This window comes from Streptacidiphilus sp. EB103A (assembly GCF_041261405.1).
Taxonomy (GTDB): domain Bacteria; phylum Actinomycetota; class Actinomycetes; order Streptomycetales; family Streptomycetaceae; genus Streptacidiphilus.
Genome location: NZ_JBGCAQ010000001.1, coordinates 719,020 through 742,462 on the forward strand (window position 1 = coordinate 719,020; position 23,443 = coordinate 742,462).

At 71.2% G+C, this 23,443-nt stretch carries 18 protein-coding genes; 14 read left to right on the forward strand and 4 right to left on the reverse strand.

Annotation, left to right across the window (positions count from 1 at the left end):
* Positions 1-3: 3 nt before the first annotated feature.
* From ruvB to ABH941_RS03315, 6 genes are all read left to right on the forward strand, one after another.
* Positions 4-1,077 carry a Holliday junction branch migration DNA helicase RuvB gene (gene ruvB, locus ABH941_RS03290; RefSeq protein ID WP_370126983.1) on the forward strand — a complete coding sequence of 358 codons (1,074 nt, stop codon included), beginning with the start codon at positions 4-6 and terminating at the stop codon, positions 1,075-1,077.
* A 207-nt stretch (positions 1,078-1,284) separates the two neighbouring features.
* Positions 1,285-1,713 (forward strand): preprotein translocase subunit YajC, encoded by a 429-nt coding sequence (gene yajC, locus ABH941_RS03295; protein ID WP_370127076.1) that lies wholly within the window; start codon positions 1,285-1,287, stop codon positions 1,711-1,713.
* Between the two features lie 196 nt (positions 1,714-1,909).
* On the forward strand, positions 1,910-3,682 hold the full coding sequence (gene secD / locus ABH941_RS03300; protein WP_370126985.1) for a protein translocase subunit SecD: 1,773 nt from the start codon (positions 1,910-1,912) through the stop codon (positions 3,680-3,682).
* A gap of 4 nt (positions 3,683-3,686) precedes the next feature.
* Positions 3,687-4,826, forward strand: a complete 1,140-nt coding sequence (secF, locus tag ABH941_RS03305) for a protein translocase subunit SecF (RefSeq protein WP_370126986.1) — start codon at positions 3,687-3,689, stop codon at positions 4,824-4,826.
* A gap of 6 nt (positions 4,827-4,832) precedes the next feature.
* Positions 4,833-5,378, forward strand: a complete 546-nt coding sequence (locus ABH941_RS03310; RefSeq protein ID WP_370126987.1) for an adenine phosphoribosyltransferase — start codon at positions 4,833-4,835, stop codon at positions 5,376-5,378.
* A gap of 119 nt (positions 5,379-5,497) precedes the next feature.
* Entirely contained in the window at positions 5,498-7,909 is a 2,412-nt protein-coding gene (locus ABH941_RS03315) for a bifunctional (p)ppGpp synthetase/guanosine-3',5'-bis(diphosphate) 3'-pyrophosphohydrolase (RefSeq protein ID WP_370126988.1), read from the forward strand.
* A 132-nt stretch (positions 7,910-8,041) separates the two neighbouring features.
* Here ABH941_RS03315 and ABH941_RS03320 read toward each other — a convergent pair whose 3' ends face one another.
* Complete coding sequence (locus ABH941_RS03320; protein WP_370126989.1) at positions 8,042-9,271, reverse strand: DUF349 domain-containing protein; 1,230 nt, start codon at positions 9,269-9,271, stop codon at positions 8,042-8,044.
* Positions 9,272-9,452: 181 nt separating this feature from the next.
* On the reverse strand, positions 9,453-10,334 hold the full coding sequence (locus tag ABH941_RS03325) for a peptidylprolyl isomerase (RefSeq protein WP_370126990.1): 882 nt from the start codon (positions 10,332-10,334) through the stop codon (positions 9,453-9,455).
* A gap of 216 nt (positions 10,335-10,550) precedes the next feature.
* Between ABH941_RS03325 and ABH941_RS03330 the strand changes: the two genes are divergently transcribed.
* The 3 genes from ABH941_RS03330 to aspS are packed head-to-tail and all read left to right on the forward strand — an operon-like array spanning position 10,551 to position 14,303.
* The gene (locus ABH941_RS03330) at positions 10,551-11,261 is read left to right on the forward strand and encodes an MBL fold metallo-hydrolase (RefSeq protein ID WP_370126991.1); all 711 of its coding nucleotides are present in this window, start codon (positions 10,551-10,553) and stop codon (positions 11,259-11,261) included.
* Positions 11,262-11,274: 13 nt separating this feature from the next.
* Entirely contained in the window at positions 11,275-12,540 is a 1,266-nt protein-coding gene (gene hisS, locus ABH941_RS03335; RefSeq protein WP_370126992.1) for a histidine--tRNA ligase, read from the forward strand.
* A complete protein-coding gene (gene aspS, locus ABH941_RS03340; RefSeq protein WP_370126993.1) occupies positions 12,537-14,303 on the forward strand; it encodes an aspartate--tRNA ligase in 1,767 nt (588 codons plus the stop codon). The genes hisS and aspS overlap by 4 nt, the downstream gene beginning before the upstream one ends.
* A 67-nt stretch (positions 14,304-14,370) precedes the next feature.
* On the opposite strand, the gene ABH941_RS03345 is transcribed toward aspS, so the two are convergent.
* On the reverse strand, positions 14,371-15,753 hold the full coding sequence (locus ABH941_RS03345; RefSeq protein ID WP_370126994.1) for a cation:dicarboxylate symporter family transporter: 1,383 nt from the start codon (positions 15,751-15,753) through the stop codon (positions 14,371-14,373).
* 154 nt (positions 15,754-15,907) lie between these two features.
* Here ABH941_RS03345 and ABH941_RS03350 point away from each other — a divergent pair, with 154 nt between their 5' ends.
* The 4 genes from ABH941_RS03350 (at position 15,908) to rpsD (ending at position 20,547) form a co-directional block, all read left to right on the forward strand.
* On the forward strand, positions 15,908-17,536 hold the full coding sequence (locus tag ABH941_RS03350) for an ATP-binding protein (protein ID WP_370126995.1): 1,629 nt from the start codon (positions 15,908-15,910) through the stop codon (positions 17,534-17,536).
* Positions 17,533-18,234 (forward strand): response regulator, encoded by a 702-nt coding sequence (locus ABH941_RS03355; protein WP_370126996.1) that lies wholly within the window; start codon positions 17,533-17,535, stop codon positions 18,232-18,234. Before ABH941_RS03350 ends, ABH941_RS03355 begins: the two co-directional genes overlap by 4 nt.
* Positions 18,235-18,282: 48 nt before the next feature.
* Positions 18,283-19,629: a replication-associated recombination protein A gene (locus ABH941_RS03360; protein ID WP_370126997.1), complete on the forward strand. Its 1,347-nt coding sequence runs from the start codon at positions 18,283-18,285 to the stop codon at positions 19,627-19,629.
* 303 nt (positions 19,630-19,932) lie between these two features.
* Positions 19,933-20,547, forward strand: a complete 615-nt coding sequence (gene rpsD, locus ABH941_RS03365) for a 30S ribosomal protein S4 (protein ID WP_030248757.1) — start codon at positions 19,933-19,935, stop codon at positions 20,545-20,547.
* A gap of 72 nt (positions 20,548-20,619) precedes the next feature.
* Here the strand turns inward: rpsD and ABH941_RS03370 are convergent, their stop codons facing one another.
* Positions 20,620-22,809, reverse strand: coding sequence for a regulator (locus ABH941_RS03370; protein WP_370126998.1), 2,190 nt, complete (start codon positions 22,807-22,809; stop codon positions 20,620-20,622).
* Between the two features lie 157 nt (positions 22,810-22,966).
* Here ABH941_RS03370 and ABH941_RS03375 point away from each other — a divergent pair, with 157 nt between their 5' ends.
* Positions 22,967-23,443 carry a DUF948 domain-containing protein gene (locus tag ABH941_RS03375; protein WP_133997384.1) on the forward strand — a complete coding sequence of 159 codons (477 nt, stop codon included), beginning with the start codon at positions 22,967-22,969 and terminating at the stop codon, positions 23,441-23,443.

A 23,443-nucleotide genomic window follows, 5' to 3' on the forward strand; every position in this document is an offset into this window, starting at 1 on the left:
CCCATGAGCCCCTACGACGAGACCTCGTCGGCCGTCTCCTCCGCCGCCGACGGTGAGGACCGCGCCGTCGAGGCCGCGCTGCGCCCCAAGGACCTGGGCGAGTTCATCGGTCAGGAGCGGGTCCGCGAGCAGCTGTCGCTGGTGCTCCAGGCGGCCAGGCACCGCGCGGCCACCCCCGACCACGTCCTGCTCAGCGGGCCTCCCGGCCTCGGTAAGACCACCCTCTCGATGATCATCGCGGCGGAGATGAACGCCCCGATCCGGATCACCTCCGGTCCGGCCATCCAGCACGCCGGCGACCTCGCCGCGATCCTCTCCTCGCTCACCGAGGGCGAGGTGCTCTTCCTGGACGAGATCCACCGGATGTCCCGTCCGGCCGAGGAGATGCTCTACATGGCGATGGAGGACTTCCGGGTCGACGTCATCGTCGGCAAGGGCCCCGGCGCCACCGCCATCCCGCTGGAGCTGCCGCCGTTCACCCTGGTCGGCGCCACCACCAGGGCCGGCCTGCTGCCCCCGCCGCTGCGGGACCGCTTCGGCTTCACCGGCCACATGGAGTTCTACGCACCGGTCGAACTGGAGCGCGTCATACACCGCTCCGCACGCCTGCTCGACGTCAGCATCGACACGGAGGGCGCGGCGGAGATCGCCGGGCGCTCCCGGGGCACGCCCCGGATCGCCAACCGGCTGCTGCGCCGGGTCCGGGACTTCGCGCAGGTCAGGCATGACGGCGAGATCACCAAGGAGATCGCCGAGGCGGCCCTGGCGGTGTACGAGGTGGACGAGCGCGGGCTCGACCGGCTGGACCGCGCCGTGCTGCACGCCCTGCTGAAACTCTTCGGCGGCGGCCCGGTGGGCCTGTCGACCCTGGCCGTCGCGGTGGGGGAGGAGAGCGAGACGGTGGAGGAGGTCGCCGAGCCGTTCCTGGTGCGCGAGGGCCTGCTGGCCCGCACCCCCAGGGGCCGGATCGCCACCGCCGCCGCCTGGCAGCACCTCGGCCTCACGCCCCCGCCCGCCCCGCCGCACACCTCCCTGCCAGCCCAGCAGGACCTCTTCGGAGGGGCTTCGGAGGGCTGACTCACAGGGAAGCGGGCCCTGCTACTCGCTTTCGTCGGAACCGGGATGACATGCTTGACGTTGTCCCTCCAAGGCGGGTCGCCTAGACTCCGCCGTTGCCGCTCCCTTTCGGACGGCCCGCCACCGAAAAGACCGGCCGCTTCCCTTGCGGCCTCGCAAAGGACCCTGTCAGCCGTGAATTCCTCATTCCTCGTCATCATCGTCGTCATGATGGGCGCGATGTTCCTGATGACCCGCTCTGCCAAGAAGAAGCAGGCGCAGGCCGCGGAGATGCGCAACAAGATGGAGCCCGGTTCCGGTATCCGCACCATCGGCGGCATGTACGCCCTGGTGAAGGCCGTGAACGAGGACTCCGTCGAGCTGGAGGTCGCCCCCGGCGTCCACGCCATCTACGCGAAGAACGCCATTGCCGTTGTCATGGACGGGGCTGAGTACAACCGCATCGTCCACGGTGACGAGCTCGCGGACGAGGCGGACGAGGACGGCGTCGACGAGATCGAGGGCGACGCGCAGGCCGTGGTCGTGGCCGACGAGGCCCCGGTCGAGCTGGACAAGGCGCCTTCCCTGGAGAAGGCCGAGGCAGAGGTGAAGGAAGACGCAGAGCCCGCGGCTGACAAGGGCGTAGCCGCCAAGTAGCCTGCCCCTTACGGCAGACACGCCGGGGCCACTCACCCCGGACGGCCCCAACGGACCGCTGCGTCGTGGCCGCGCCATCCCCTGTCCGCCGGACCCCCGGCGGTGGTGGCGCGACCCACCCACGGCATGGACAGAGAGAAACGAGAAGGTGGCATCACCGAAATCCCGTCCCCGTGACGGATACCCGGGGCGCGCGATGGGCTTGATCCTGGCGGCGGCGTTGGCCCTGGTGGCCATCATGTTCGCCACCGGGAACACGACCCCCCGCCTCGGCGTCGACCTTGCAGGTGGCACCACTGTCACGCTCAAGGCGGTTCCGCCCAAGAACAACCCCGGCGCTGTCAACAGCACCAGCATGAGCGAGGCCGTCTCGATCCTGCAGCAGCGCGTCAACGGGATGGGCGTCTCCGAGGCCACCGTACAGACCGAGGGCAGCGACACGATCGTGGTGACGATCCCCAAGGGGAACAACACCCAGCAGATCGAGGACGAGGTCGGCACGACCGCGAAGCTGTACTTCCGTCCGGTCCTCGCCGAGGCTCCGTCGGGCGTCACGGTCTCCTCCTCGGCCAGTGCCAGCGCCAGCGCTTCGAAAACCGCCTCCGCCTCCGCCTCGGCCAGTGCCGCGGCGAGCACCCAGGCCAAGGCCGCCACCTCGGGATCGGCCGCCGCGACTCCGTCCGCCACCAAGACCCAGGGCGACGCGGTCACCGGTGACCTGACCAAGGCGACGCCGTCGGCGAGCGCCACCGCCAAGGCCGGCGCCAGCGCCACGGCAAAGTCGACCGCCACCGCCACGAGCAGCGCCGCCGCCGCGGCTGCCGCGTCGAGTTCCGCAGCGGCGGCAGCCGCTTCCCTCACCACCGGCACCGTCCCGGCGGACCTCACGACGGCGTTCGCCAACCTGGACTGCTCGAAGCAGAACCAGCGCGTCGACCACCAGACCGACCAGACCAAGGACGCCGTCGCCTGCTCCTCGGACGCCGGCGCCGGCTACTACATCAAGTACGCGCTGGGCCCGGTGGCCGTCCCCGGCACCGACATCAGCAGTGCTTCGGCCGGCATCAGCACGCAGAACGGGCAGTGGCAGGTCAACCTGAGCTTCACCGGCAGCGGAGGGTCGAAGTTCACCGCCGTCACGACCAAGCTGGCCAAGAACACGACCCCGGCGAACCAGTTCGCGATCGTCCTGGACGGCAAGGTGCAGTCCGCCCCCTCCGTCTCCACGGCGATCACCGGTGGTCAGGCGCAGATCACCGGCAGCTTCACCCAGCAGCAGGCGACCAGCCTGGCCAACGTGCTGAGCTACGGTGCGCTCCCGCTGGACTTCAGCAAGCAGGACGTCACCACGGTCTCGCCCGAGCTCGGCAGCAGCCAGCTCACCGCGGGTCTGGTCTCCGGCGCCATCGGTCTGGCGCTGGTGATCCTCTACTCGCTGCTGTACTACCGGGGCCTCGGCCTGGTGGCCATCGCCGGCCTCGCGGTCTCCGCCGTGCTGACCTACGCGATCATGTGCCTGCTCGGAGCGACCATCGGGTTCGCGCTGAACCTGCCGGCGGTCTGCGGCGCGATCGTGGCCATCGGTATCACCGCGGACTCCTTCGTCGTCTACTTCGAGCGAATCCGCGACGAACTGCGGCACGGCTCCTCGCTGCGCCCCGCAGTGCAGCGGGCCTGGCCCAAGGCCCGGCGCACCATCCTGGTCGCCGACTTCGTGTCGTTCCTGGCCGCCGCGGTGCTGTACTTCTTCACGGTGGGCAAGGTCCAGGGCTTCGCGTTCACCCTGGGGCTGACCACCCTGCTCGACGTCGTGGTGATCTTCCTGTTCACCAAGCCGCTGATCACCCTGCTGGCCCGCCGGAAGTTCTTCGCCGAGGGTCATCCCATGTCCGGGCTCGACCCCAAGCGGCTGGGTGTAAGGCCCCCGCTGCGCGGCGGCCGCCGTCCCGTCGAGACCAAGGAGGCCTGACCAGATGTCCCGCTTCGGCAACATCGGCCACCGGCTCTTCACCGGCGAGCTCAGCTTCGACTTCGTCGGCCGGCGCAAGCTCTGGGTCACCCTCTCCGGGGTGATCCTGCTCGCGGCGATCCTCGGCCTCGGCCTGCGCGGCCTGAACCTCGGCATCGAGTTCAAGGGCGGCGAGATCTACACGATCTCCAAGCCCGGGGTCACCGTCAGCCAGGCCCAGACCGTCGCCAACAAGATCACCGGCGACAACTCCTCCGTGGTCCAGTCCTCCAGCAGCAGCTCCGGCAAGCAGATCACCATCCAGATCAGCGCCGCCGAGAACGTCACCACGCAGAAGGCGATCACGGAGATCACCTCCCAGCTGGGCGTCCCGTCCAGCCAGATCAGCACCCAGATGATCGGTGCCAGCTGGGGCCAGGACATCAGCAAGAAGGCGCTCTACGGGATCATCGCCTTCATGGTGCTGGTGACGCTGTACCTCGCCGTCGCCTTCGAGTGGCGGCTCGCAGTCGGCGCCCTGGTCGCGCTGGTGCACGACATGGTGATCACGGTCGGTGTCTACGCCCTGCTGGGCTTCACGGTCACCTCCGGCACGGTGATCGGCTTCCTGACCGTCCTCGGCTACTCGCTCTACGACACCGTCGTGGTCTTCGACGGCCTCAAGGACGCCACCAAGAAGCTGGGCACCCAGTCCAGGCTGACCTACAGCGACGCGGCCAACCAGTCGCTGAACAGCACCCTGGTCCGGTCGATCAACACCACCGTGCTGGCGCTGCTGCCGGTCGCGTCGCTGCTGTTCATCGGCGGCGGCCTGCTCGGCGCCGGCACCCTGAACGACATCTCGCTGGCGCTGTTCGTCGGTCTGAGCGCCGGCGCCTACTCCTCGATCTGCGTCGCCACTCCGATGGTGGCCTGGCTCAAGGAGAAGCAGCCGGAGAACATCGCCCTGGCCAAGAAGGTCCGGCAGCGCCGGTCCGCCGAGGCCAAGGCCGCGGCGGAAGGCGTCGTCCTGGACCAGGCCGATCAGGCCGAGCAGGACAACGTGCCGGTCAGCAGCGGCAGTGGCGGCGGCGTCACGGGTCCCCGGCGCCAGCCGGTGAACCGCAGTCGCAACGACCGCCGGGCCCCCGGCAAGAGGAAGTAGCACCCGATGAGCACCGACGACCTGGCCGCACTGCTGGCCTCCCGGATCCGCGACGTCCCCGACTACCCCAAGCCCGGAGTGGTCTTCAAGGACATCGCGCCGCTGCTGGACGACGCGGTGGCTTTCGCCGCCCTGGTCGACCACCTGGCGGCACGGGCTCGGGCCCTGGGCGCGACCAAGGTCGTCGGGCTCGAGGCGCGCGGCTTCATCCTGGCGGCCCCGGCCGCCTACGCCGCGGGCGCGGGCTTCGTCCCGGTCCGCAAGGAGGGCAAACTGCCTGGGCCGTGCTTCAGCCAGGCCTACGACCTGGAGTACGGCTCGGCGGTGATAGAGGTCCAGTGCGACGCCTTCGTCCCCGGTGAGCGGGTGCTGGTGGTCGACGACGTGCTGGCCACCGGCGGCACCGTCGAGGCCTCCCTGGACCTGGTCCGCCGGGCCGGGGGCGAGCTGGCCGGCGTGGCGGTGCTGATGGAGCTCGGCTTCCTCGGCGGCCGCGAGCGGCTGCTGCCCCACCTGGGCGAAGCCCCCCTGGACGCGATCATCACTCTCTAGTGGTGGACGGCACACAGCAGGACCGATGCGGGCGGGTCACCGGAACAAACGGTGGCCCGCCCGCGCTCGGTACCATGAGGAGTCCCCGCCACTGAACGCGTGGGGCCCATGCTCGAGGAGTGCACTTGCCGGAAGAGGTCGTGCCCACCACTGCCAGCGCGCAGGACGGTGCCCCCGCCCCCACTCCAGCCGTCCGAGAGGCGACGAAGGAGGCGCAGCAGGGCCCGCGCCCCGGCGCGCCCTCTCCCAGCCGGGTACGGGCCCGTCTGGCCCGTCTCGGCGGGCAGCGCAGCAGCGCGCTGAACCCGGTCCTCGAACCGCTCTTCCGGATCGTCCGCGGCAACGACCCCAAGGCCGACCTGGTCACTCTGGAGAGGGCCTACCAGATCGCCGAGCGCTGGCACCGCGGCCAGAAGCGCAAGAGCGGCGACCCGTACATCACCCACCCGCTCGCCGTCGCGACCATCCTGGCCGAGCTGGGCATGGACACCCCGACGCTGATGGCCGGGCTGCTGCACGACACCGTCGAGGACACCGACTACGGCCTGGAGACCTTGCGCCGCGACTTCGGCGACACCGTCGCCATGCTGGTCGACGGCGTCACCAAGCTGGACAAGGTCAAGTTCGGCGAGGCCGCCCAGGCCGAGACGGTCCGCAAGATGGTCGTCGCCATGGCCAAGGACCCCCGCGTCCTGGTCATCAAGCTCGCCGACCGGCTGCACAACATGCGCACCATGCGCTACCTCAAGCGGGAGAAGCAGGAGAAGAAGGCCCGGGAGACCCTGGAGATCTACGCCCCGCTGGCGCACCGGCTGGGCATGAACACCATCAAGTGGGAGCTGGAGGACCTCGCCTTCGCGATCCTCTACCCCAAGATGTACGACGAGATCGTCCGGCTGGTCGCCGAACGCGCGCCCAAGCGCGACGAGTACCTGACCACCGTCACCGACCAGGTCATCGGCGACTTCCGGGCCGCCCGCATCAAGGCCACCGTCACCGGGCGCCCCAAGCACTACTACAGCGTCTACCAGAAGATGATCGTGCGCGGCCGCGACTTCGCCGAGATCTACGACCTGGTGGGCATCCGGGTCCTGGTCGACTCCGTCCGCGACTGCTACGCGGCGCTGGGCACCATTCACGCGCGGTGGAACCCGGTGCCGGGGCGGTTCAAGGACTACATCGCCATGCCCAAGTTCAACATGTACCAGTCGCTGCACACCACGGTCATCGGCCCCGGCGGCAAGCCGGTCGAGCTGCAGATCCGCACCTTCGACATGCACCGCCGCGCCGAGTACGGCATCGCCGCGCACTGGAAGTACAAGCAGCAGGCCGTCGCCGGCACCTCCAAGGTCCGCACCGACACCCCCACCGGCAAGGGCGCCAAGGCCGACACCGTCAACGAGATGGCCTGGCTGCGGCAGCTGCTGGACTGGCAGAAGGAGACCGAGGACCCCAGCGAGTTCCTGGAGTCGCTGCGCTTCGACCTGTCCAACAACGAGGTCTTCGTCTTCACCCCCAAGGGCGACGTGATAGCGCTGCCCGCCGGCGCCACCCCGGTGGACTTCGCTTACGCCGTCCACACCGAGGTCGGCCACCGGACCATCGGCGCGCGCGTCAACGGCCGCCTGGTCCCGCTGGAGAGCACCCTGGACAACGGCGACCTGGTCGAGGTCTTCACCTCCAAGGCCGCCAACGCCGCTCCGTCGCGCGACTGGCTGGGCTTCGTCAAGTCACCGCGGGCCCGCAACAAGATCCGCGCCTGGTTCTCCAAGGAGCGCCGCGAGGAGGCCATCGAGCAGGGCAAGGAGGCCATCACCCGGGCCATGCGCAAGCAGGGACTGCCGCTGCAGCGCATCCTCACCGGCGACTCCCTGGTCACGCTGGCGCACGAGATGCGCTACCCGGACATCTCCTCGCTCTACGCCGCGATCGGCGAGGGCCATGTCTCCGCGCAGACCATCGTGCAGAAGCTGGTCCAGGCCCTGGGCGGGGAGGAGGGCGCGACCGAGGACATCGCCGAGACCACGACGCCGTCGCCCAGCAGCGGCCGCCGCAGCCGCCGCAGCGCGGCCGACCCCGGCGTGGTCGTCAAGGGCGTCGCCGACGTCTGGGTCAAGCTCTCCCGCTGCTGTACGCCCGTTCCGGGCGACCCCATCGTCGGCTTCGTCACCCGCGGCAACGGCGTCTCGGTGCACCGTGCCGACTGCGTCAACGTGGACGCGCTGGCGCAGCAGCAGGAACGCATGGTCGAGGTCGAGTGGGCCCCCACCCAGTCCTCGGTCTTCCTGGTCGCGATCCAGGTCGAGGCGCTGGACCGGTCCCGGCTCCTCTCCGACGTCACCCGGGTCCTCTCGGACCAGCACGTCAACATCCTCTCGGCGGCGGTCCAGACGTCCCGCGACCGGGTGGCGATGAGCCGCTTCACCTTCGAGATGGGCGACCCCAAGCACCTCGGCCACGTGCTCAAGGCCGTCCGCGGGGTGGAAGGCGTGTACGACGTGTACCGGGTCACCTCGGCGAGGTCGCGCTAGGTTCGGCAAGCGGCTCAGTTGCAACCAGATAGGGGCGCGGGGAACTGCGCGAGCAACCGTGCACCTCCGTAGAGGGCTGGTCGCGCAGTTCCCCGCGCCCCTGGTAGTGCAACCGGGCCGCGTGCCGGAAGGCTAGCCCCCGAACTCCTGCAAGCCCTTGCGTGCCTGCTCCAGCAGCTCACGCCGGCCTTCGAGCTCCTTCTCCAGCTTGGCCACCCGCGAAGCATCGTTGCGGGCCTGCGCGGCGGCGATCTGCTGCTCCAGCTTGTCGACGGCGGCCTGCAGCAGACCCGTCATGCCCTCGGCACGAGCCCTCGCCTCGGGGTTGCTGCGCTGCCACTCGGCCTCCTCGGCCTCGCGGATCGACCGCTCCACCGTGTGCAGCCGCCCCTCCAGCTTCGGCCGGGCGTCGCGCGGCACATGGCCGATCTCCTCCCACCGCTCCGCCACCGACCGGTAGGCCGCCTTGGCCGCCTTGAGGTCGCCGACCGGCAGCAGCGCCTCGGCCTCGACCACCAGCGCCTCCTTGAGCACGAGATTCTCGCGCTCCCCCGCGTCCCGCTCGTCGAACACCGCCGACCTGGCCTGGAAGAAGACATCCTGCGCGCCCCGGAACCGGCCCCACAGCTCGTCCTCGGCCTCGCGCTGGGCGCGCCCCGCCGCCTTCCACTCCGTCATCAGCTCGCGGTAGCGGGCCGCCGTCGCTCCCCAGTCCGTCGAGGACGCCAGCGCCTCGGCCTCCTTCGCCAGCTTCTCCTTCACCTGGCGGGCCTCGTCCCGCTGCTGGTCCAGCGTCGCGAAGTGGGCCTTGCGGCGCTTGGAGAACGTCGAGCGGGCGTGCGAGAAGCGGTGCCACAGCTCGTCGTCGGACTTGCGGTCCAGCCGCGGCAGGCCCTTCCAGGTGTCCACCAGCGCACGCAGCCGGTCCCCGGCGTCACGCCACTGCGTCGACTCCGCCAGCTGCTCCGCCTCGGCGACCAGGGCGTCCTTGGCGGTCCTGGCCTCCTCCTGGGCCTTCACCCGGGCCGCCCTGCGCTCCTCGCGGCGGCTGTCCACCTCGCCGACCAGCGCCTGCAGGCGCTTGGCGAGGGCATCCAGGTCGCCGACCGCGTGACCCTCGGCCACCTGCGCCTGCAGGTGCTCGATGGCGGTCATGGCGTCCTTGGTCGCCAGGTCCGTCGTGCGGACCCGGCGCTCCAGCAGACCGATCTCGACGCCGATGCCCTCGTACTTCCGGGTGAAGTAGGCGAGAGCCTCGTCGGGGGAGCCTGCCTGCCACGAGCCGACGACGCGTTCGCCATCGGCCGTCCGCACGTAGACGGTCCCCTCGTCGTCGACACGGCCCCACGGGTCGCTGGTCACAGCGCCTCCTCCATATGGTGGCCCTTCGCCCTGGGGGAGAGCCACCGTCCACAGTTCATTGCCCGGCCGGCCCATCAACCAACAGTCCGCCGCCGGGACCACGCACCCTACAAGACGCCAACATAGGCGACCGGCACCGGTGCTGTCCGTATCCCGGCGGCGAAAACTGTCCCGCGCGCCGTCAGCTCTTCGCGGTCGTCACGGTGTTCATCGTGACGGTCTGCAGCGGGGCGCCGTCGCCCGTGCCGTTGGCGTTGTTGGTGCCCGCCGCGGCGATCTTCTGCAGGGTGCTCAGGCCCCCGGTGATGGTGCCGAACGGGGTGTAGCTCGCGGACAGCGTGCTGTCCTTGTAGACCAGGAAGAACTGGCTGCCGTTGGTGTTGGCGCCGGAGTTCGCCATCGCCACGGTACCCGCCGGGTAGACGCCGCCCTTGATCGAGGAGGCGGTCAGGTTCTCGTCCTTGAACTTGTAGCCGGGGCCGCCGGAGCCGGTGCCGGTCGGGTCGCCGCACTGCAGGACGTAGATGCCGGCGGTGGTCAGCCGGTGGCAGGTGACATGGTCGAAGAAGTGCTGGCTCGCCAGGTACACGAAGGAGTTGACGGTGTGCGGCGCGGCTGCGGCGTCCAGCTTGATGGTGATCGGGCCGCAGTTGGTGGCGATCGTGGCGGTGTAGGTCGACTTGGTGTCGATGGTCAGGGCCGGCTCGGTCTTCCACTGCTGGGTGGTGGCCTTGCCTGCGGCGGGGGTGGTGCAGCCGGTGACATGCGCGGAACCGGCCGCGGCCGCCGTCGCACTGGCGCTCGCCGTCGCGGCGGCCGAGGCCGTGGCCGCTGCTGCTGCCTTCTTGGGCTTGTCGCCCGCACCGCTCGCCGCCCAGGCGCCGCCCGCGATCCCGGCCACCACGAGCACCGACGCGCCCACGATCGCGCTGTTCCTGCGGGTCCGCTTCACAGACTCCCGACGACGCGCCACCTGGCGTTCGTACTTGAGCCGCTCCAGCTCCCGCCGCCGCTTCTCCTTGTCCTTGGGCAGGGGCTTGCTTGGCCTGTCGTTGGGTGCCACCGACCGTCACTCCTTCGCTTCCGCCGCAGCCCGTGCGGGGGATCTTCGTACCCGTTGGCCGCTCAGTGTAGGGATGGATTCTTTAAACGGGATGTCAGGTCCCAACAAGCGGTCTCCCGGGCCCCCGGCGAACAACGGGTTCGCGATCGTCCCTGCCCCGCCGGTAGGCTGCGCACAGACTTCCACCGTGTACAGCCAGGACAATCAAGGACTCACGTGTTCATCGCCGGATTCCCCGCCGGGGCCTGGGGCACCAACTGCTACCTGGTCGCCCCCGGGCCCGGCGAGGAGTGCGTGATAGTCGACCCGGGCCACCAGGCCACCGCCGGGGTCGAGGAGGCCGTCCGCGAGCACGGGCTCAAGCCGGTCGCCGTCGTGCTCACCCACGGACACATCGACCATGTCGCCTCGGTGATGCCGATCTGCGGGGCGAGGGGCATCCCGGCCTGGATCCACCCGGAGGACCGCTACATGCTGGCCGACCCGGAGCGGGCCCTCGGCCGGGCCTTCGGGGCGCAGCTGATGGGCGAGCTGACCGTCGGCGAGCCGGACGACCTGCGGATCCTGGAGGACGGCAGCGTGCTGGAGCTCGCCGGGCTCCGGCTCACCGTCGACCACGCCCCCGGCCATACCGGGGGGTCGGTGACCTTCAGGACCCCCGCCGCACCGGAGCTGCCCCCGGTGCTGTTCTCGGGCGACCTGCTCTTCGCCGGCTCCGTAGGACGCACCGATCTCCCCGGGGGCGACCACGACGCCCTCCTGAAGTCGCTGGCCCGCGTGTGCCTGCCGCTCCAGGACGAGACCGTGGTGCTCTCCGGACACGGCCCCCAGACCACCATCGGCCGCGAGCGCGCGAGCAACCCCTACCTGCTCCAGGTGGCGGGCGCGGACTCTGCCGAGCCTGGCGCAGTGCGCCGGGGCATCTGATTCGAGACGAGACGTGAGCAGCTCTTTCCAGGCCCCGAAGGGCACCTACGACATCCTGCCCGCCGACGCCGCCACGGTGCTGGCGGTCCGTGAGGCGATCGCGGCCCCGCTGCGCCGGGCCGGTTACGGCTACATCGAGACCCCGGTGTTCGAGGACATCAACCTCTTCTCGCGCGGCGTCGGCGAGTCCACCGACATCGTCAGCAAGGAGATGTTCACCCTCACCACGCTGGGCGGCGACAACCTGGCGCTGCGTCCCGAGGGAACCGCCTCGGTGCTGCGGGCCACCCTGGAGGCCAACCTGCACCGGGCCGGCAACCTGCCGGTCAAGCTGTGGTACTCCGGCTCCCAGTACCGTTACGAGAAGCCGCAGAAGGGCCGCTACCGCCAGTTCTGGCAGGTCGGCGCCGAGGCCATCGGCGCGGAGGACCCGGCGCTGGACGCCGAGCTGATCATCCTGGCCTTCGACGCCTACCGCTCGCTGGGCCTGCGCGACTTCCGGATCCTGCTGAACAGCCTCGGCGACAAGCAGTGCCGCCCGGTCTACCGCGCCGCGCTGCAGGACTTCCTGCGCGGGCTCGACCTGGACGCCGACACCGTGCGCAGGGCCGAGCTCAACCCGCTGCGGGTGCTCGACGACAAGCGGCCCGAGGTGCAGAAGCAGCTGGTCAGCGCGCCGATGCTGGTCGACTACCTGTGCGAGGACTGCAAGGCGTACCACGAGCAGGTCCGGTCGATCCTCACCGACGCCGGCGTCGCCTTCGAGGACGACACCAAGCTGGTGCGCGGGCTCGACTACTACACCCGCACCACCTTCGAGTTCGTGCACGACGGCCTGGGCTCCCAGTCGGCCGTCGGCGGCGGCGGGCGCTACGACGGGTTGTCCGAGATGATCGGCGGCCCGGCGCTGCCCTCCGTCGGCTGGGCGCTGGGTGTGGACCGCACCGTGCTCGCGCTGGAGGCCGAGGGCATCGAGCTGCCGAGCCCGGCCGCGTCCGACGTCTTCGCGGTGCCGCTCGGCGAGCAGGCCCGCGCCGTGCTGTTCCGGGCCGTCACCGAGCTGCGCCGCGAGGGACTCTCCGCCGACATCGCCTACGGCGGCAAGGGACTCAAGGCCGCGATGAAGGCCGCCGACCGCTCCGGCGCGCGCTACGCGCTGGTCGCTGGGGAGCGGGATCTCGCCGACGACCTGGTCCAGCTCAAGGACCTCACCACCGGTGACCAGACCCCGGTCGCCCTGGACGCTCTCGTCACCACCCTCAAGGAGAAGCTCTCGTGATCCGCAGCCATGAAGCCGGCACGCTCCGCCCGGAGCACGCCGGCACCACCGTGACCCTCGCAGGCTGGGTCGCCCGCCGCCGCGACCACGGCGGTGTCGCCTTCATCGATCTGCGTGACGCCTCCGGCACGGTCCAGGTCGTGGTCCGTGACCTGGAGGCGGTGTCCGAGCTGCGCTCCGAGTGGTGCGTCAAGGTGGTCGGCGACGTCCGGATCCGCCCCGAGGGCAACGCCAACACCGAGATCCCGACCGGTGAGATCGAGGTCGTGGTCAGCGAGCTGACCGTGCTCTCCGAGGCCGCGCCGCTGCCGTTCCAGGTCGCCGAGTACGAGCCGGGTTCGGTCAACGAGGAGGTCCGGCTCCGCTACCGCTACCTCGACCTGCGCCGCGAGGGCCCGGCCAGGGCGCTGCGGCTGCGCTCGCGCGCCACGCACCTGATCCGCACGGTGATGGAGGAGAACGGCTACCTCGACATCGAGACCCCGTACCTCACCCGCTCCACCCCCGAGGGCGCCCGCGACTTCCTGGTCCCGGTCCGGCTGCAGCCCGGCCACTGGTACGCCCTGCCACAGTCGCCGCAGCTGTTCAAGCAGTTGCTGATGGTGGCCGGCATGGAGCGGTACTACCAGATCGCCCGCTGCTTCCGGGACGAGGACTTCCGCGCGGACCGCCAGCCGGAGTTCACCCAACTCGACGTCGAGGCCTCGTTCGTGGACCAGGAGGACATCCTGGAGCTGGGCGAGAAGGTGATCACCCGGATCTGGGGCGAGGTGCACGGCTACGACGTGCCCACCCCGCTGCCCCGGCTGACCTACGCGGAGGCGATGTCCCGCTACGGCTCGGACAAGCCCGACGTCCGCTTCGGCAACGAGCTGACCGACCTGACGGAGTACTTCTCCGGCACCGAGTTCCGCGTCTTCCAGGCCCCCTACGTGGGCGCCGTGGTGATGCCCGGCGGCGCCTCGCAGCCGCGCAAGCAGCTGGACGCCTGGCAGGACTGGGCCAAGGCGCGGGGCGCCCGCGGCCTGGCCTACATCCTGGTGGACCAGGACGGCTCGCTCCGCGGCCCGGTCGCCAAGAACCTCTCCGAGGCCCACCTGTCCGGCCTGGCCGCCGCGGCCGGCGCCGAGCCCGGCGACGCGGTGTTCTTCGCCGCGGGCAGGAAGACCCCGTCCCAGGAGCTGCTCGGTGCCGCCCGTCTGGAGATCGGCCGCCGCTGCGACCTGATCGACGAGTCGGCGTGGGCGTTCCTCTGGGTCGTCGACTTCCCGATGTTCGAGCCGATCGAGGACGACAAGGGCGAGTTCCAGGGCTGGCACGCGGTGCACCACCCCTTCACCGCGCCCACCGCCGAGTCCCTGGAGACCTTCGACAAGGACCCGGGCAACGCCCTCTCCAACGCCTACGACCTCGTCCTCAACGGCAGCGAGATCGGCGGTGGCTCGATCCGTATCCACCAGAAGGACGTTCAGAAGCGCGCCTTCGACGCGATCGGCCTGAGCGAGGAGGAGGCCCAGTCCCAGTTCGGCTTCCTGCTCAACGCCTTCGACTACGGCCCCCCGCCGCACGGCGGCATCGCCCTCGGCCTGGACCGGCTGGTCGCCCTGCTCGGCGGCTACGACACCATCCGCGACGTGATGGCCTTCCCCAAGACCAGCACCGGCGGTGACCCCCTCACCGGCGCCCCGACCCCGATCACCGCCCAGCAGCGCAAGGAGGCCGGCGTCGACGCCAAGCCCAAGAGCGAGCAGCCCGAGGCCTGACAGCTGACGCCTGTGCCCCGCCCGGTCCAAGGACCGGGCGGGGCACAGGCGTTGACGGCCTGTGTGCTCAACTCGCCTTTACCAGCGCAGGGTCGAGCGTCGGCGCCGGCTGGTCCGCCGGTTCGGGCTGTGCCATCTGGGTGCTCTCGTCGAAGGGGAGTGCGCCGCTGAGTACCTTGTCGAGCCGGGCGTGGTCGAGTTCCTTGGTCCAGTGGCCGATGAGGACGGTGGCCACGGCGTTGCCGGCGAAGTTGGTCAGGGCTCGGGCCTCGGACATGAAGCGGTCGATGCCCACGATCAGTCCGACGCCGTCCACCAGGGCGGGCTGGTGCGACTGCAGGCCGCCGGCCAGGGTGGCCAGGCCGGCGCCGGTGACGCCGGCGGCGCCCTTGCTGGCGATGACCATGAAGAGCAGCAGCGAGATCTGCTCACCCAGGGAGAGCGGCTTGTCCATCGCCTCGGCGATGAAGATCGAGGCCATGGTCAGGTAGATCGCGGTGCCGTCCAGGTTGAAGCTGTAGCCGGCCGGCACGGTGATGCCGGCGACCGGGCGGCTCACGCCCAGGTGCTCCATCTTGGATATCAGCCGGGGCAGCGCGCTCTCCGAGGAGGAGGTGGAGAGGATCAGCAGGAACTCCCGGCCCAGGTAGCGCAGCAGCAGGAAGATGTTGACCCCGGCGGCCAGCCGCAGCAGCGTGCCGAGCACCAGCAGGACGAAGATCGCGCAGGTCAGGTAGAAGCCCAGCATGATGACGGCGAGGCTCTTCAGCGCGGCGACACCGGTGGCGCCGACCACGGCGGCCATCGCGCCGAACGCGCCGATCGGGGCCACCCACATGATCATCGACATGATCTTGAAGATCAGCCGCTGGAGGTGTTCCAGGCCGGTGAGCACCGGCGTGCCGACCGGGCCCAGCGACTGCAGGGCGAAGCCCACCAGCAGGGCGACCAGCAGCGTCTGCAGCACCTGACCGCCGGTCAGGGCGGAGACCAGGGTGGTGGGGATGATGCCGAGCAGGAACTCGCTGGTGCCCTGGGCGGCGCCCACGACCGCCTGCGCATGGCCGGACTTGGCCAGTGCGGCGGTCAGGTGCAGTCCGCTGCCGGGGGTCAGCAGATTGCCGACGACCAGGCCCAGCGTCAGCGCCACCGTCGACATGACCAGGAAGTACCCCAGGGCCAGGCCGCCGACCTTGCCCACCTTGGCGGCCTTGGTCACCGAACCTATGCCCAGCACGATCGTGGTGAAGATGATCGGGCTGATCATCATCTTGATCAGGTTCACGAAGCCGGTGCCGATCGGCTTCAACTGCACGGCGAACGAGGGCGCGGTCAGGCCCACCACGATGCCGGCGATCACAGCCGCGATCACCAGCAGGTACAGGATGTGGGTACGGCCGCCCGGACGTCTGCCCGCGGATGGTGCTGCTGCGGTTGCCTCGGAGGTCATGCTGCGGCTCCTTTGCCGGTCATACGGTGCCGTCCCCAGGTGGTGGGCCGGTGCGACGACTATCGGCGCGGGCGTGGCGTGCGTCACGTTTGCGTTCATAGTGTTCACGGCGGCCGGGTTCGCAGGCGGCCGGGGAGCAGGCACACTTTGGTTCATGTCCCCGCCACCGCGTCAGCGCCCCCGACCCGCCCGGAGCCTCGCCGGGCAGCTCTTCGCGGTCCAGGTGCTGATCGTGGTGCTGGTCGTGGCCGCGGGCGCGGTGCTGGCGTACTGGCTGATCAGCGACCGCACCGAGACCTCGGCCGAACGCCAGGTCACCTCCGTCGCCCGGGCCGTCGCCGACGCGCCGACCACGCGCCAGGCGATGCTGTCGGCCGACCCCACCGCCGTGCTGCAGCCCTACGCGGAGCGGGTACGGGTGGACTCCGGAGTCGACTTCGTGACCATCATGAACACCCACGGCATCCGGCTGGCGCACCGCGACCCGGCCCAGATCGGCAAGCCCTTCCTCGGGCACTACCTCCCCGCCCTGGCCGGCCGCACCTTCACCGAGACCTACACCGGCACCCTCGGCCCCTCGGTCAGGGTGGTCACCCCGGTCCTGGACGACCACGGCACGGTCGTCGCCGTCGTCAGCGTGGGACTGACCCTGCAGTCCATCTCCGAGCAGCTCACCGGGCCGGTCGTCACCCTCGTGCTGGTGGCGGTATCCGCGCTGCTGCTGGGCGCGCTGGGCAGCTGGCTGGCCAACCGGCGACTGCGCCGGCACACCCACGGGATGGGTCCGGCCGAGCTCAGCCACCTCTACGAGTACCACCAGGCCACGCTGCACTCCGTACGCGAGGGCCTGCTGCTGCTCGACCGCGGCGGCACGGTGCTGCTGTGCAACGACGCCGCCCGTGAACTCCTCGCCCTCGACGGGGAGGTGGAGGGCCGGCCGCTCGGGGACCTGGGGCTGCCGGAGCCACTGTGCGCGGCCATCGCCGGCCAGGACGCGCTGCGTGACGAGGTGCAGCTCACCGCCGAGCGGGTGGTCGTCGTCAACACGTCAGCCATCGGCGCCGGGCCCGCCCTGGGCACGGTGGTGACCCTGCGCGACCACACCGAGCTGCAGGCGCTCTCCGGCGAGCTCGACTCGGTCCGCGGCTTCGCCGACGCGCTCGGGGCCCAGGCGCACGAGGCGGCCAACCGCCTGCACGCCGTGGTCTCGTTGATCGAACTGGGCCGGCACCGGCAGGCGGTGGAGTTCGCCACCGCCGAGCTGGAACTCGCGCAGCAGCTCACCGACCGGGTCGTCGGCGCCGTCAGCGAACCGGTGCTGGCCGCGCTGCTGCTGGGGAAGGCCGCGCAGGCCGCCGAGCGGGGGGTCGAGCTCACCCTCACCGAGGACAGCCTGATCGACGACTCGCTCGCCGGCGCCGTCGGCGCCCGGGATCTGGTCACCCTGCTGGGCAACCTCATCGACAACGCCATGGACGCCGCCATCGAGGGGGCGGCCGAGTCCCCGCGGCCGCCCGAGGTCACCGTCACGGCCCGCAACGGCTCCGGGGAGCTGCTGCTGCGTGTCGCCGACACCGGCCGCGGGATCGATCCGGACGCGGTGCAGAAGGTGTTCCGGCGCGGCTGGTCCACCAAGCACTCGGGACGCGGCCTCGGCCTGGCCCTGGTCGCGCAGACGGCGCGCCGCAACGGCGGCACGGTGGTGGCCGAGAGCCCGGCCGGGGCCGGCGCGGTGCTGACCGTCCGGATCCCGCTGCAGCGCACGGCGGGGGTGCTCGGATGACCGGCGCCCCGACCATTGATGTGCTGGTGATCGAGGACGATCCCGTCGCCGCGGACGCGCATGCGCTCTATGTCTCCGGCACCCCCGGGTTCCGCTGCGTCGGCACCGCGCACAGCGCCGCGGAGGCGCTGCGCTTCCTGGAGCGCCGGCGTGCCGAGGGCGCCCCGGTCGCGCTGCTGCTGCTCGACCTTTACCTGCCCGACGGCTTCGGCCTGGACCTCTGCCGGCGGCTGCGGGCCGGCGGCCACGGCGCCGACATCATCGCCGTCACCTCGGCCCGCGATCTGGCCACGGTGCGCCAGGCGGTCTCGGTCGGGGTGGTCCAGTACCTGCTGAAGCCCTTCGCCGCGGCCTCGCTGCGTAGCCGCCTGGAGCGCTACGCCCGCTACCGGGCCTCGCTGGCCCGGGAGGGCGAGGCGCTCGGTCAGGACGAGGTGGACCAGGCCTTCGCCGAACTGCGCTCGGCGGACCGCAGCACCCTCCCCAAGGGGCTGACCGGCGCCACCCTGGAGGCCGTCGCCGCCGTCCTGCGCGCGTCGGACGTCGGGCTGGCGGCCGCCGCGGTCGGCACGGCGGCCGGGGTCTCCCGGATCACCGCGCGCCGCTATCTGGAGTACCTGGTCGAGACCGGCCGGGTGGTCCGCGAACCGCAGTACGGCAACGTCGGGCGGCCGGAGCTGTGTTACCGGCCCCGCTGAGCAGGCCGGGTCGGCCGGGGTGTCAGTGGCAGGCAGTAGGGTCGGACCGTGGAACCAGACCTGTTCACCGCCGCCGCCGAGGAGCGGAAAGCCGCCGAGCCCGGCCGCTCGCCGCTGGCCGTGCGGATGCGGCCGCGCAGCCTGGACGAGGTGGCCGGACAGCGTCGGCTGCTGAACCCGGGGTCGCCGCTGCGGCGGCTGGTGGAGCGGGCGGGCGGGCCCGCGGCCTCCTCCTCGGTGATCCTGCACGGGCCGCCGGGGACCGGGAAGACCACGCTCGCGTATGTGATCAGCCAGGCCACCGAGAAGCGCTTCGTGGAGCTGTCGGCGATCACCGCGGGGGTGAAGGAGGTCCGCGCGGTCATCGAGTCGGCACGGCGCGAGGTGGGGATGTCAGGGCGGGAGACCGTGCTCTTCCTCGACGAGATCCACCGCTTCAGCAAGGCCCAGCAGGACAGCCTGCTGCCGGCCGTCGAGAACCAGTGGGTGACGCTGATCGCGGCCACCACCGAGAACCCCTTCTTCTCCGTGATCTCACCGCTGCTGTCGCGCTCGCTGCTGCTGACGCTGGAGTCGCTGACCGACGACGACATCAGGGAGCTGCTGCACCGGGCCGTCACCGACGAGCGCGGGCTCGGCGGCGCGCTGGCGCTGGCCGGGGACGCCGAGGACCATCTGGTGCGGATCGCCGGCGGCGACGCCCGCAAGGCGCTGACGGCACTGGAGGCGGCGGCCGGTACGGCGCTGGCGCTCGGCGAGGCGGAGATCCGGCTGGAGACGGTCGAGCAGGCCGTGGACAAGGCGGCGGTGCGCTACGACCGGGACGGCGACCAGCACTACGACGTGGCCAGCGCGCTGATCAAGTCGATCCGGGGCAGTGACGTCGATGCGGCGCTGCACTACCTGGCGCGGATGATCGAGGCGGGGGAGGACCCCAGGTTCATCGCCCGGCGGCTGATGATCTCGGCCAGCGAGGACATCGGGCTGGCGGACCCCAACGCCCTGCCGCTCGCGGTGGCCGCCGCCCAGGCGGTGGCGATGATCGGCTTCCCGGAGGCCTCGCTCACGCTCTCGCACACGGTGATCGCCCTCGCCCTGGCGCCCAAGTCCAACTCCGCGACCACGGCCATCGCTGCCGCCCTGGAGGACGTCCGCAAGGGTCTGGCGGGTCCGGTTCCGCCGCATCTGCGGGACGGCCACTACGCGGGGGCGAAGAAGCTGGGCCACGCCCAGGGCTATGTCTATCCGCACGACCTGCCGGACGGGGTGGCCGCGCAGCAGTACGCACCGGACGCGATCGCCGGGAAGCACTACTACGTTCCCGGTCGGCACGGGGCCGAGGCGCGCTACGCGGACGTGGCGGACTGGGTGCGCAAGAAGCTGGCTGGTCAGTAGCACCCCGGTCATGGGCACCAGTACCGGTCCGCTAGACTGGCGCGAGCGAGATGTCCCGTGGTCCGGGTGAGAGCCCGGCGTCACCAGCGGGACGTCATACAGGGAGCCACTCCGCAAGGAGCGGCTCCAGGAGCGTTGCGCACCCTTCGGGTGTCGCGTGCAGCCCACTATGCCTTCACGGATGGTGGGCCTGTCGTGTGCTGCACTTTGTGCCCGGTTCCGGCGACTGGCTGTCCCGGACCGCGAGAAGCGACCTCCTTCAACAGTGGTGAGCCGATCGCACAGTGAGATGAGGTTTGGTTCATGGCGAACCAGAAGCGTCCCAAGGTCAAGATTGCCCGTGCCCTGGGCATTCCGCTGACCCCGAAGTCCGTCAAGTACTTCGAGGCGCGCCCCTACCCGCCCGGCCAGCACGGCCGTGGCCGCAAGCAGAACTCGGACTACAAGGTCCGTCTGGTCGAGAAGCAGCGTCTGCGCGCTCAGTACGACCTGAGCGAGACCCAGATGGCCCGCGCGTTCGACCGTGCCCGCAAGGTCGAGGGCAAGACCGGCGAGGCGCTGATCAGCGAGCTGGAGACCCGTCTGGACTCCCTGGTGCTGCGTTCGGGCATCGCCCGCACCATCTACCAGGCCCGCCAGATGGTCGTCCACGGCCACATCGAGGTCAACGGCGGCAAGGTCAACCGCCCGTCGTTCCAGCTGAAGCCCGGCTTCGTGGTGACGGTCCGCGAGCGCTCCAAGGAGAAGACCCCGTTCCTGGTCGCCCGTGAGGGTGGCAACGCGGGCGAGGGCCAGACCCCGAAGTACCTCGAGGTCAACCTGAAGGCCCTGGCCTTCCGTCTGGACCGCGCGCCGCAGCGCCGCGAGGTCCCGGTCATCTGCGACGAGCAGTTGGTCGTCGAGTACTACTCGCGTTGATCCGCAGGTAGTACCCGCAGGGCATCCAGTGAGCGCCGGGCCGGCCTCCCGCAAGGGGGACCGGCCCGGCGCTCACGCGTCCGCGGGCGCCGGACTGCGCGGGGTCGTGGGCACCGGGCGCGGGCCGGGGACCTCGCCGCCGGGCGGACCGCCCCCGTCGGAGTCGGAGCCGCCGCGCAGGGCGCGCCGCACCGCGCTGTCCAGGTCGAGTTGGGCGCCCTGGCGGTACGACTCGGCGGACTGCTCCTCGCTGAGTGCGCCCAGGACCCGCACCTCGCAGGCCGCGTGGGCCGCGTTGAAGCTGCGCGAGCCGAACAGCGGGATGCCGACCTTGCGCCAGATCATGTTCGCCGCGCCCTGGAGCAGCCGCGCCTCGGCCAGGTCTCCCGGGGCGCCGTCCTCGTCCGGTTCGGTGGCGAGCAGGGCCAGCATTTCCATGCCCAGGGCCACGCCCACCAGATCGCGGAAGGTGTGGTTGATCCGCAGGCAGGTCCGGGCGTGCTCCCGGGACGTCTGCAGATCGCCGAGCAGCCATTGCGAGTACGCCGAGGCGAACAGCCCGTAGGCGTAGGCCCACTGCTCGCCGAACTCCTCGCAGACGTCCATGACCTTGGCCATCCAGGTCTCGCCGCCGGCCGCGTCGCCCTGGAAGATCAGGGCGAGGCCCAGTTCGAACATCGCCATGACGACATTGCTGTTGAGCTCGCCCAGCTTCTCGTAGTGCCAGAGCGCCTCCTCGAACAGCTCGGCGGCGCGGGTGAGGTCGTCGCCGATCAGCGCCGCGCAGCCCTGCCGGTGCACCGCGTAGGCCAGCGCCCGGTCGTCGCCGGTCGCCAGCGCCTGCCGGTGGCACTCCTCCAGCAGCGGACGGGCCGCGCCGAGGTCGCCCTGCAGCGTCGCCATGTAGCCGGTGACCCACAGGGCCTTGGCCCGGGCCTCGGTGGGCTCGTCGGACAGGGCCAGCGCGCGCTCCAGCCAGTGCCGGCCCTCGCCGAGGTGCCCGCAGCCGACCCAGAAGTACCACAGCGTCCCGGTGAGGAACTGGGCGATCTGCTCCTCGCCGGGCTCGTTGAGGCAGTAGTCCAGTGCGGCGCGGAGGTTGGCCTGGGCGAGGTGGGTGCGGTCGCTGGTCTGCACCTGCCGGGCGCTGAACCACTCGATCTCGCCCCAGGTGGCCAGCCCCAGGTACCAGTCGCGGTGGCGCCGCCGCAGCAGCGGCTCGGCGCCGGCGTCCCTGAGCCAGCGGGCGCCGTACTCGCGCAGGGTGTCCAGCAGGCGGTAGCGCGCCGCGCGGGAGGGGTCCCGGTCGGGGGCGTCCTCCTCGCGCAGCACGATCGACTTGGCCACCAGTTCGGAGAGCAGGTCGAGCACCTCGTCGGCGCGCAGCCCGTCGCCCGCGCAGACGTACTCGGCGGCGTCGAGGTCGAAGCCGCCGGCGAAGACCGAGACCCTGGCCCAGAGCAGCCGTTCGGCCGGGGTGCACAGCTCATGGCTCCAGCCGATGGCGGTGCGCAGGGTCTGGTGCCGGGGGAGGGAGCTGCGCGAGCCGCCGGTGAGCACCCGGAAGCGGTCGTTGAGCCGCTCGGTGATCTGCTCGACGCCGAGCACCCGCAGCCGGCCCGCGGCCAGTTCCAGCGCCAGCGGGATGCCGTCGAGCCGGTGGCAGAGCGCGGTCACCGCCTCCCGGTTGGCGTCGGTGAGGGCGAAGCCGGGCACTACGGCGGCGGCCCGCTGGACGAAGAGCTCGACGGCCTCCGAGCCCGGACCGTCGGTGGACAGCGGCGGGACCTGCAGCAGGTGCTCCCCGCCGACGCCCAGCGGCTGTCTGCTGGTGGCCAGGATCCGCAGCCCCGGGGCCGCGGCGAGCAGCCGGGCCACCAGCGCCGCGCAGCCGTCGACCAGGTGCTCGCAGCCGTCGAGGACCAGCAGCAGGCTGCGCTCGCGCAGGTGCGCGGTCAGGATGTCGACCGGGGGGCGGGCCGTCCCGTCGGTCACCCGCAACGCCTCGGCGACGGCGTGGACCAGCAGTTCGGGATCTCTGACGAGTGAGCACTCCACCACCCAGGCGCCGTCGCGGGGCGGCGTGGCCGTGCCCGCCGCAGCGGCCCGCAGCGCGAGGCGGCTCTTGCCCACGCCGCCGGGGCCGACCACGGTGACCAGCCGAGCAAGCGTCAGCAACCGTACGGCTTCCGCCAGTTCGGCTGACCGGCCGACGAAGCCGGTGGTCTCGGCGGGGAGGTTCCCCGCGGTGTTGCTGATCATCGGATCCCCCAGGTGGGCGTGGCGCGAGCGCTCCCCCGTTTGGTTCAACGACCGAACGGGCCGGGGGTCACGCGGTCGGGAGTGCCAGGTCGAGCGCGATAGGCTTCCAGCACGCCCGCAGTAGGACGAGCGACGACTGAGCGAGGGAGCGGCCAAGGTGTCCGGTGGAGAGGTCGCGGGCCTCGTCATCGCCGTGTTCTGGGCGGTGCTGGTGACGCTGCTCGCCGTGGTCCTGGTCCGACTCGCCGGCGCGCTGCGGCAGGCCACGGTGCTGGTCGCCGCCGTCACCGAACGCACCGTACCGCTGCTGGACGAGGCGGCCGAGACCCTGCGCGCCGCCAACGACCAGCTGGTGCGGGTGGACGAGATCACCGCCAACGTCCAGGACGCCGCGGCCAACGCCAACGCGCTGTCCTCCACCATGGCGGCGACCCTCGGCGGTCCGCTGGTGAAGCTCTCCGCCTTCAGCTACGGCGTGCGCAGCGCGGTGGCCCGGCAGCGCTCGGCCGGGCAGCCGGAGCGCTACGTCCCGCAGCAGACCGAGCGGGAGCTGATCGCCCGCATGGTCAAGGCCGAGGTGCGGTCGGCGACCGCCCGCCGCGGGGTGTTCGCACGCATGCTCAGGAGAGGTTGA

What these genes read in the sequence shown, in the direction of transcription:
- ruvB (WP_370126983.1), top strand. Translation starts at nt 4, where the DNA reads ATGAGCCCCTACGACGAGACCTCGTCGGCCGTCTCCTCCGCCGCCGAC.
- yajC (WP_370127076.1), top strand. Translation starts at nt 1,285, where the DNA reads ATGATGGGCGCGATGTTCCTGATGACCCGCTCTGCCAAGAAGAAGCAG.
- secD (WP_370126985.1), top strand. Translation starts at nt 1,910, where the DNA reads ATGGGCTTGATCCTGGCGGCGGCGTTGGCCCTGGTGGCCATCATGTTC.
- secF (WP_370126986.1), top strand. Translation starts at nt 3,687, where the DNA reads ATGTCCCGCTTCGGCAACATCGGCCACCGGCTCTTCACCGGCGAGCTC.
- ABH941_RS03310 (WP_370126987.1), top strand. Translation starts at nt 4,833, where the DNA reads ATGAGCACCGACGACCTGGCCGCACTGCTGGCCTCCCGGATCCGCGAC.
- ABH941_RS03345 (WP_370126994.1), bottom strand. Translation starts at nt 15,753, where the DNA reads ATGACCTCCGAGGCAACCGCAGCAGCACCATCCGCGGGCAGACGTCCG.
- ABH941_RS03350 (WP_370126995.1), top strand. Translation starts at nt 15,908, where the DNA reads ATGTCCCCGCCACCGCGTCAGCGCCCCCGACCCGCCCGGAGCCTCGCC.
- ABH941_RS03355 (WP_370126996.1), top strand. Translation starts at nt 17,533, where the DNA reads ATGACCGGCGCCCCGACCATTGATGTGCTGGTGATCGAGGACGATCCC.
- rpsD (WP_030248757.1), top strand. Translation starts at nt 19,933, where the DNA reads ATGGCGAACCAGAAGCGTCCCAAGGTCAAGATTGCCCGTGCCCTGGGC.
- ABH941_RS03370 (WP_370126998.1), bottom strand. Translation starts at nt 22,809, where the DNA reads ATGATCAGCAACACCGCGGGGAACCTCCCCGCCGAGACCACCGGCTTC.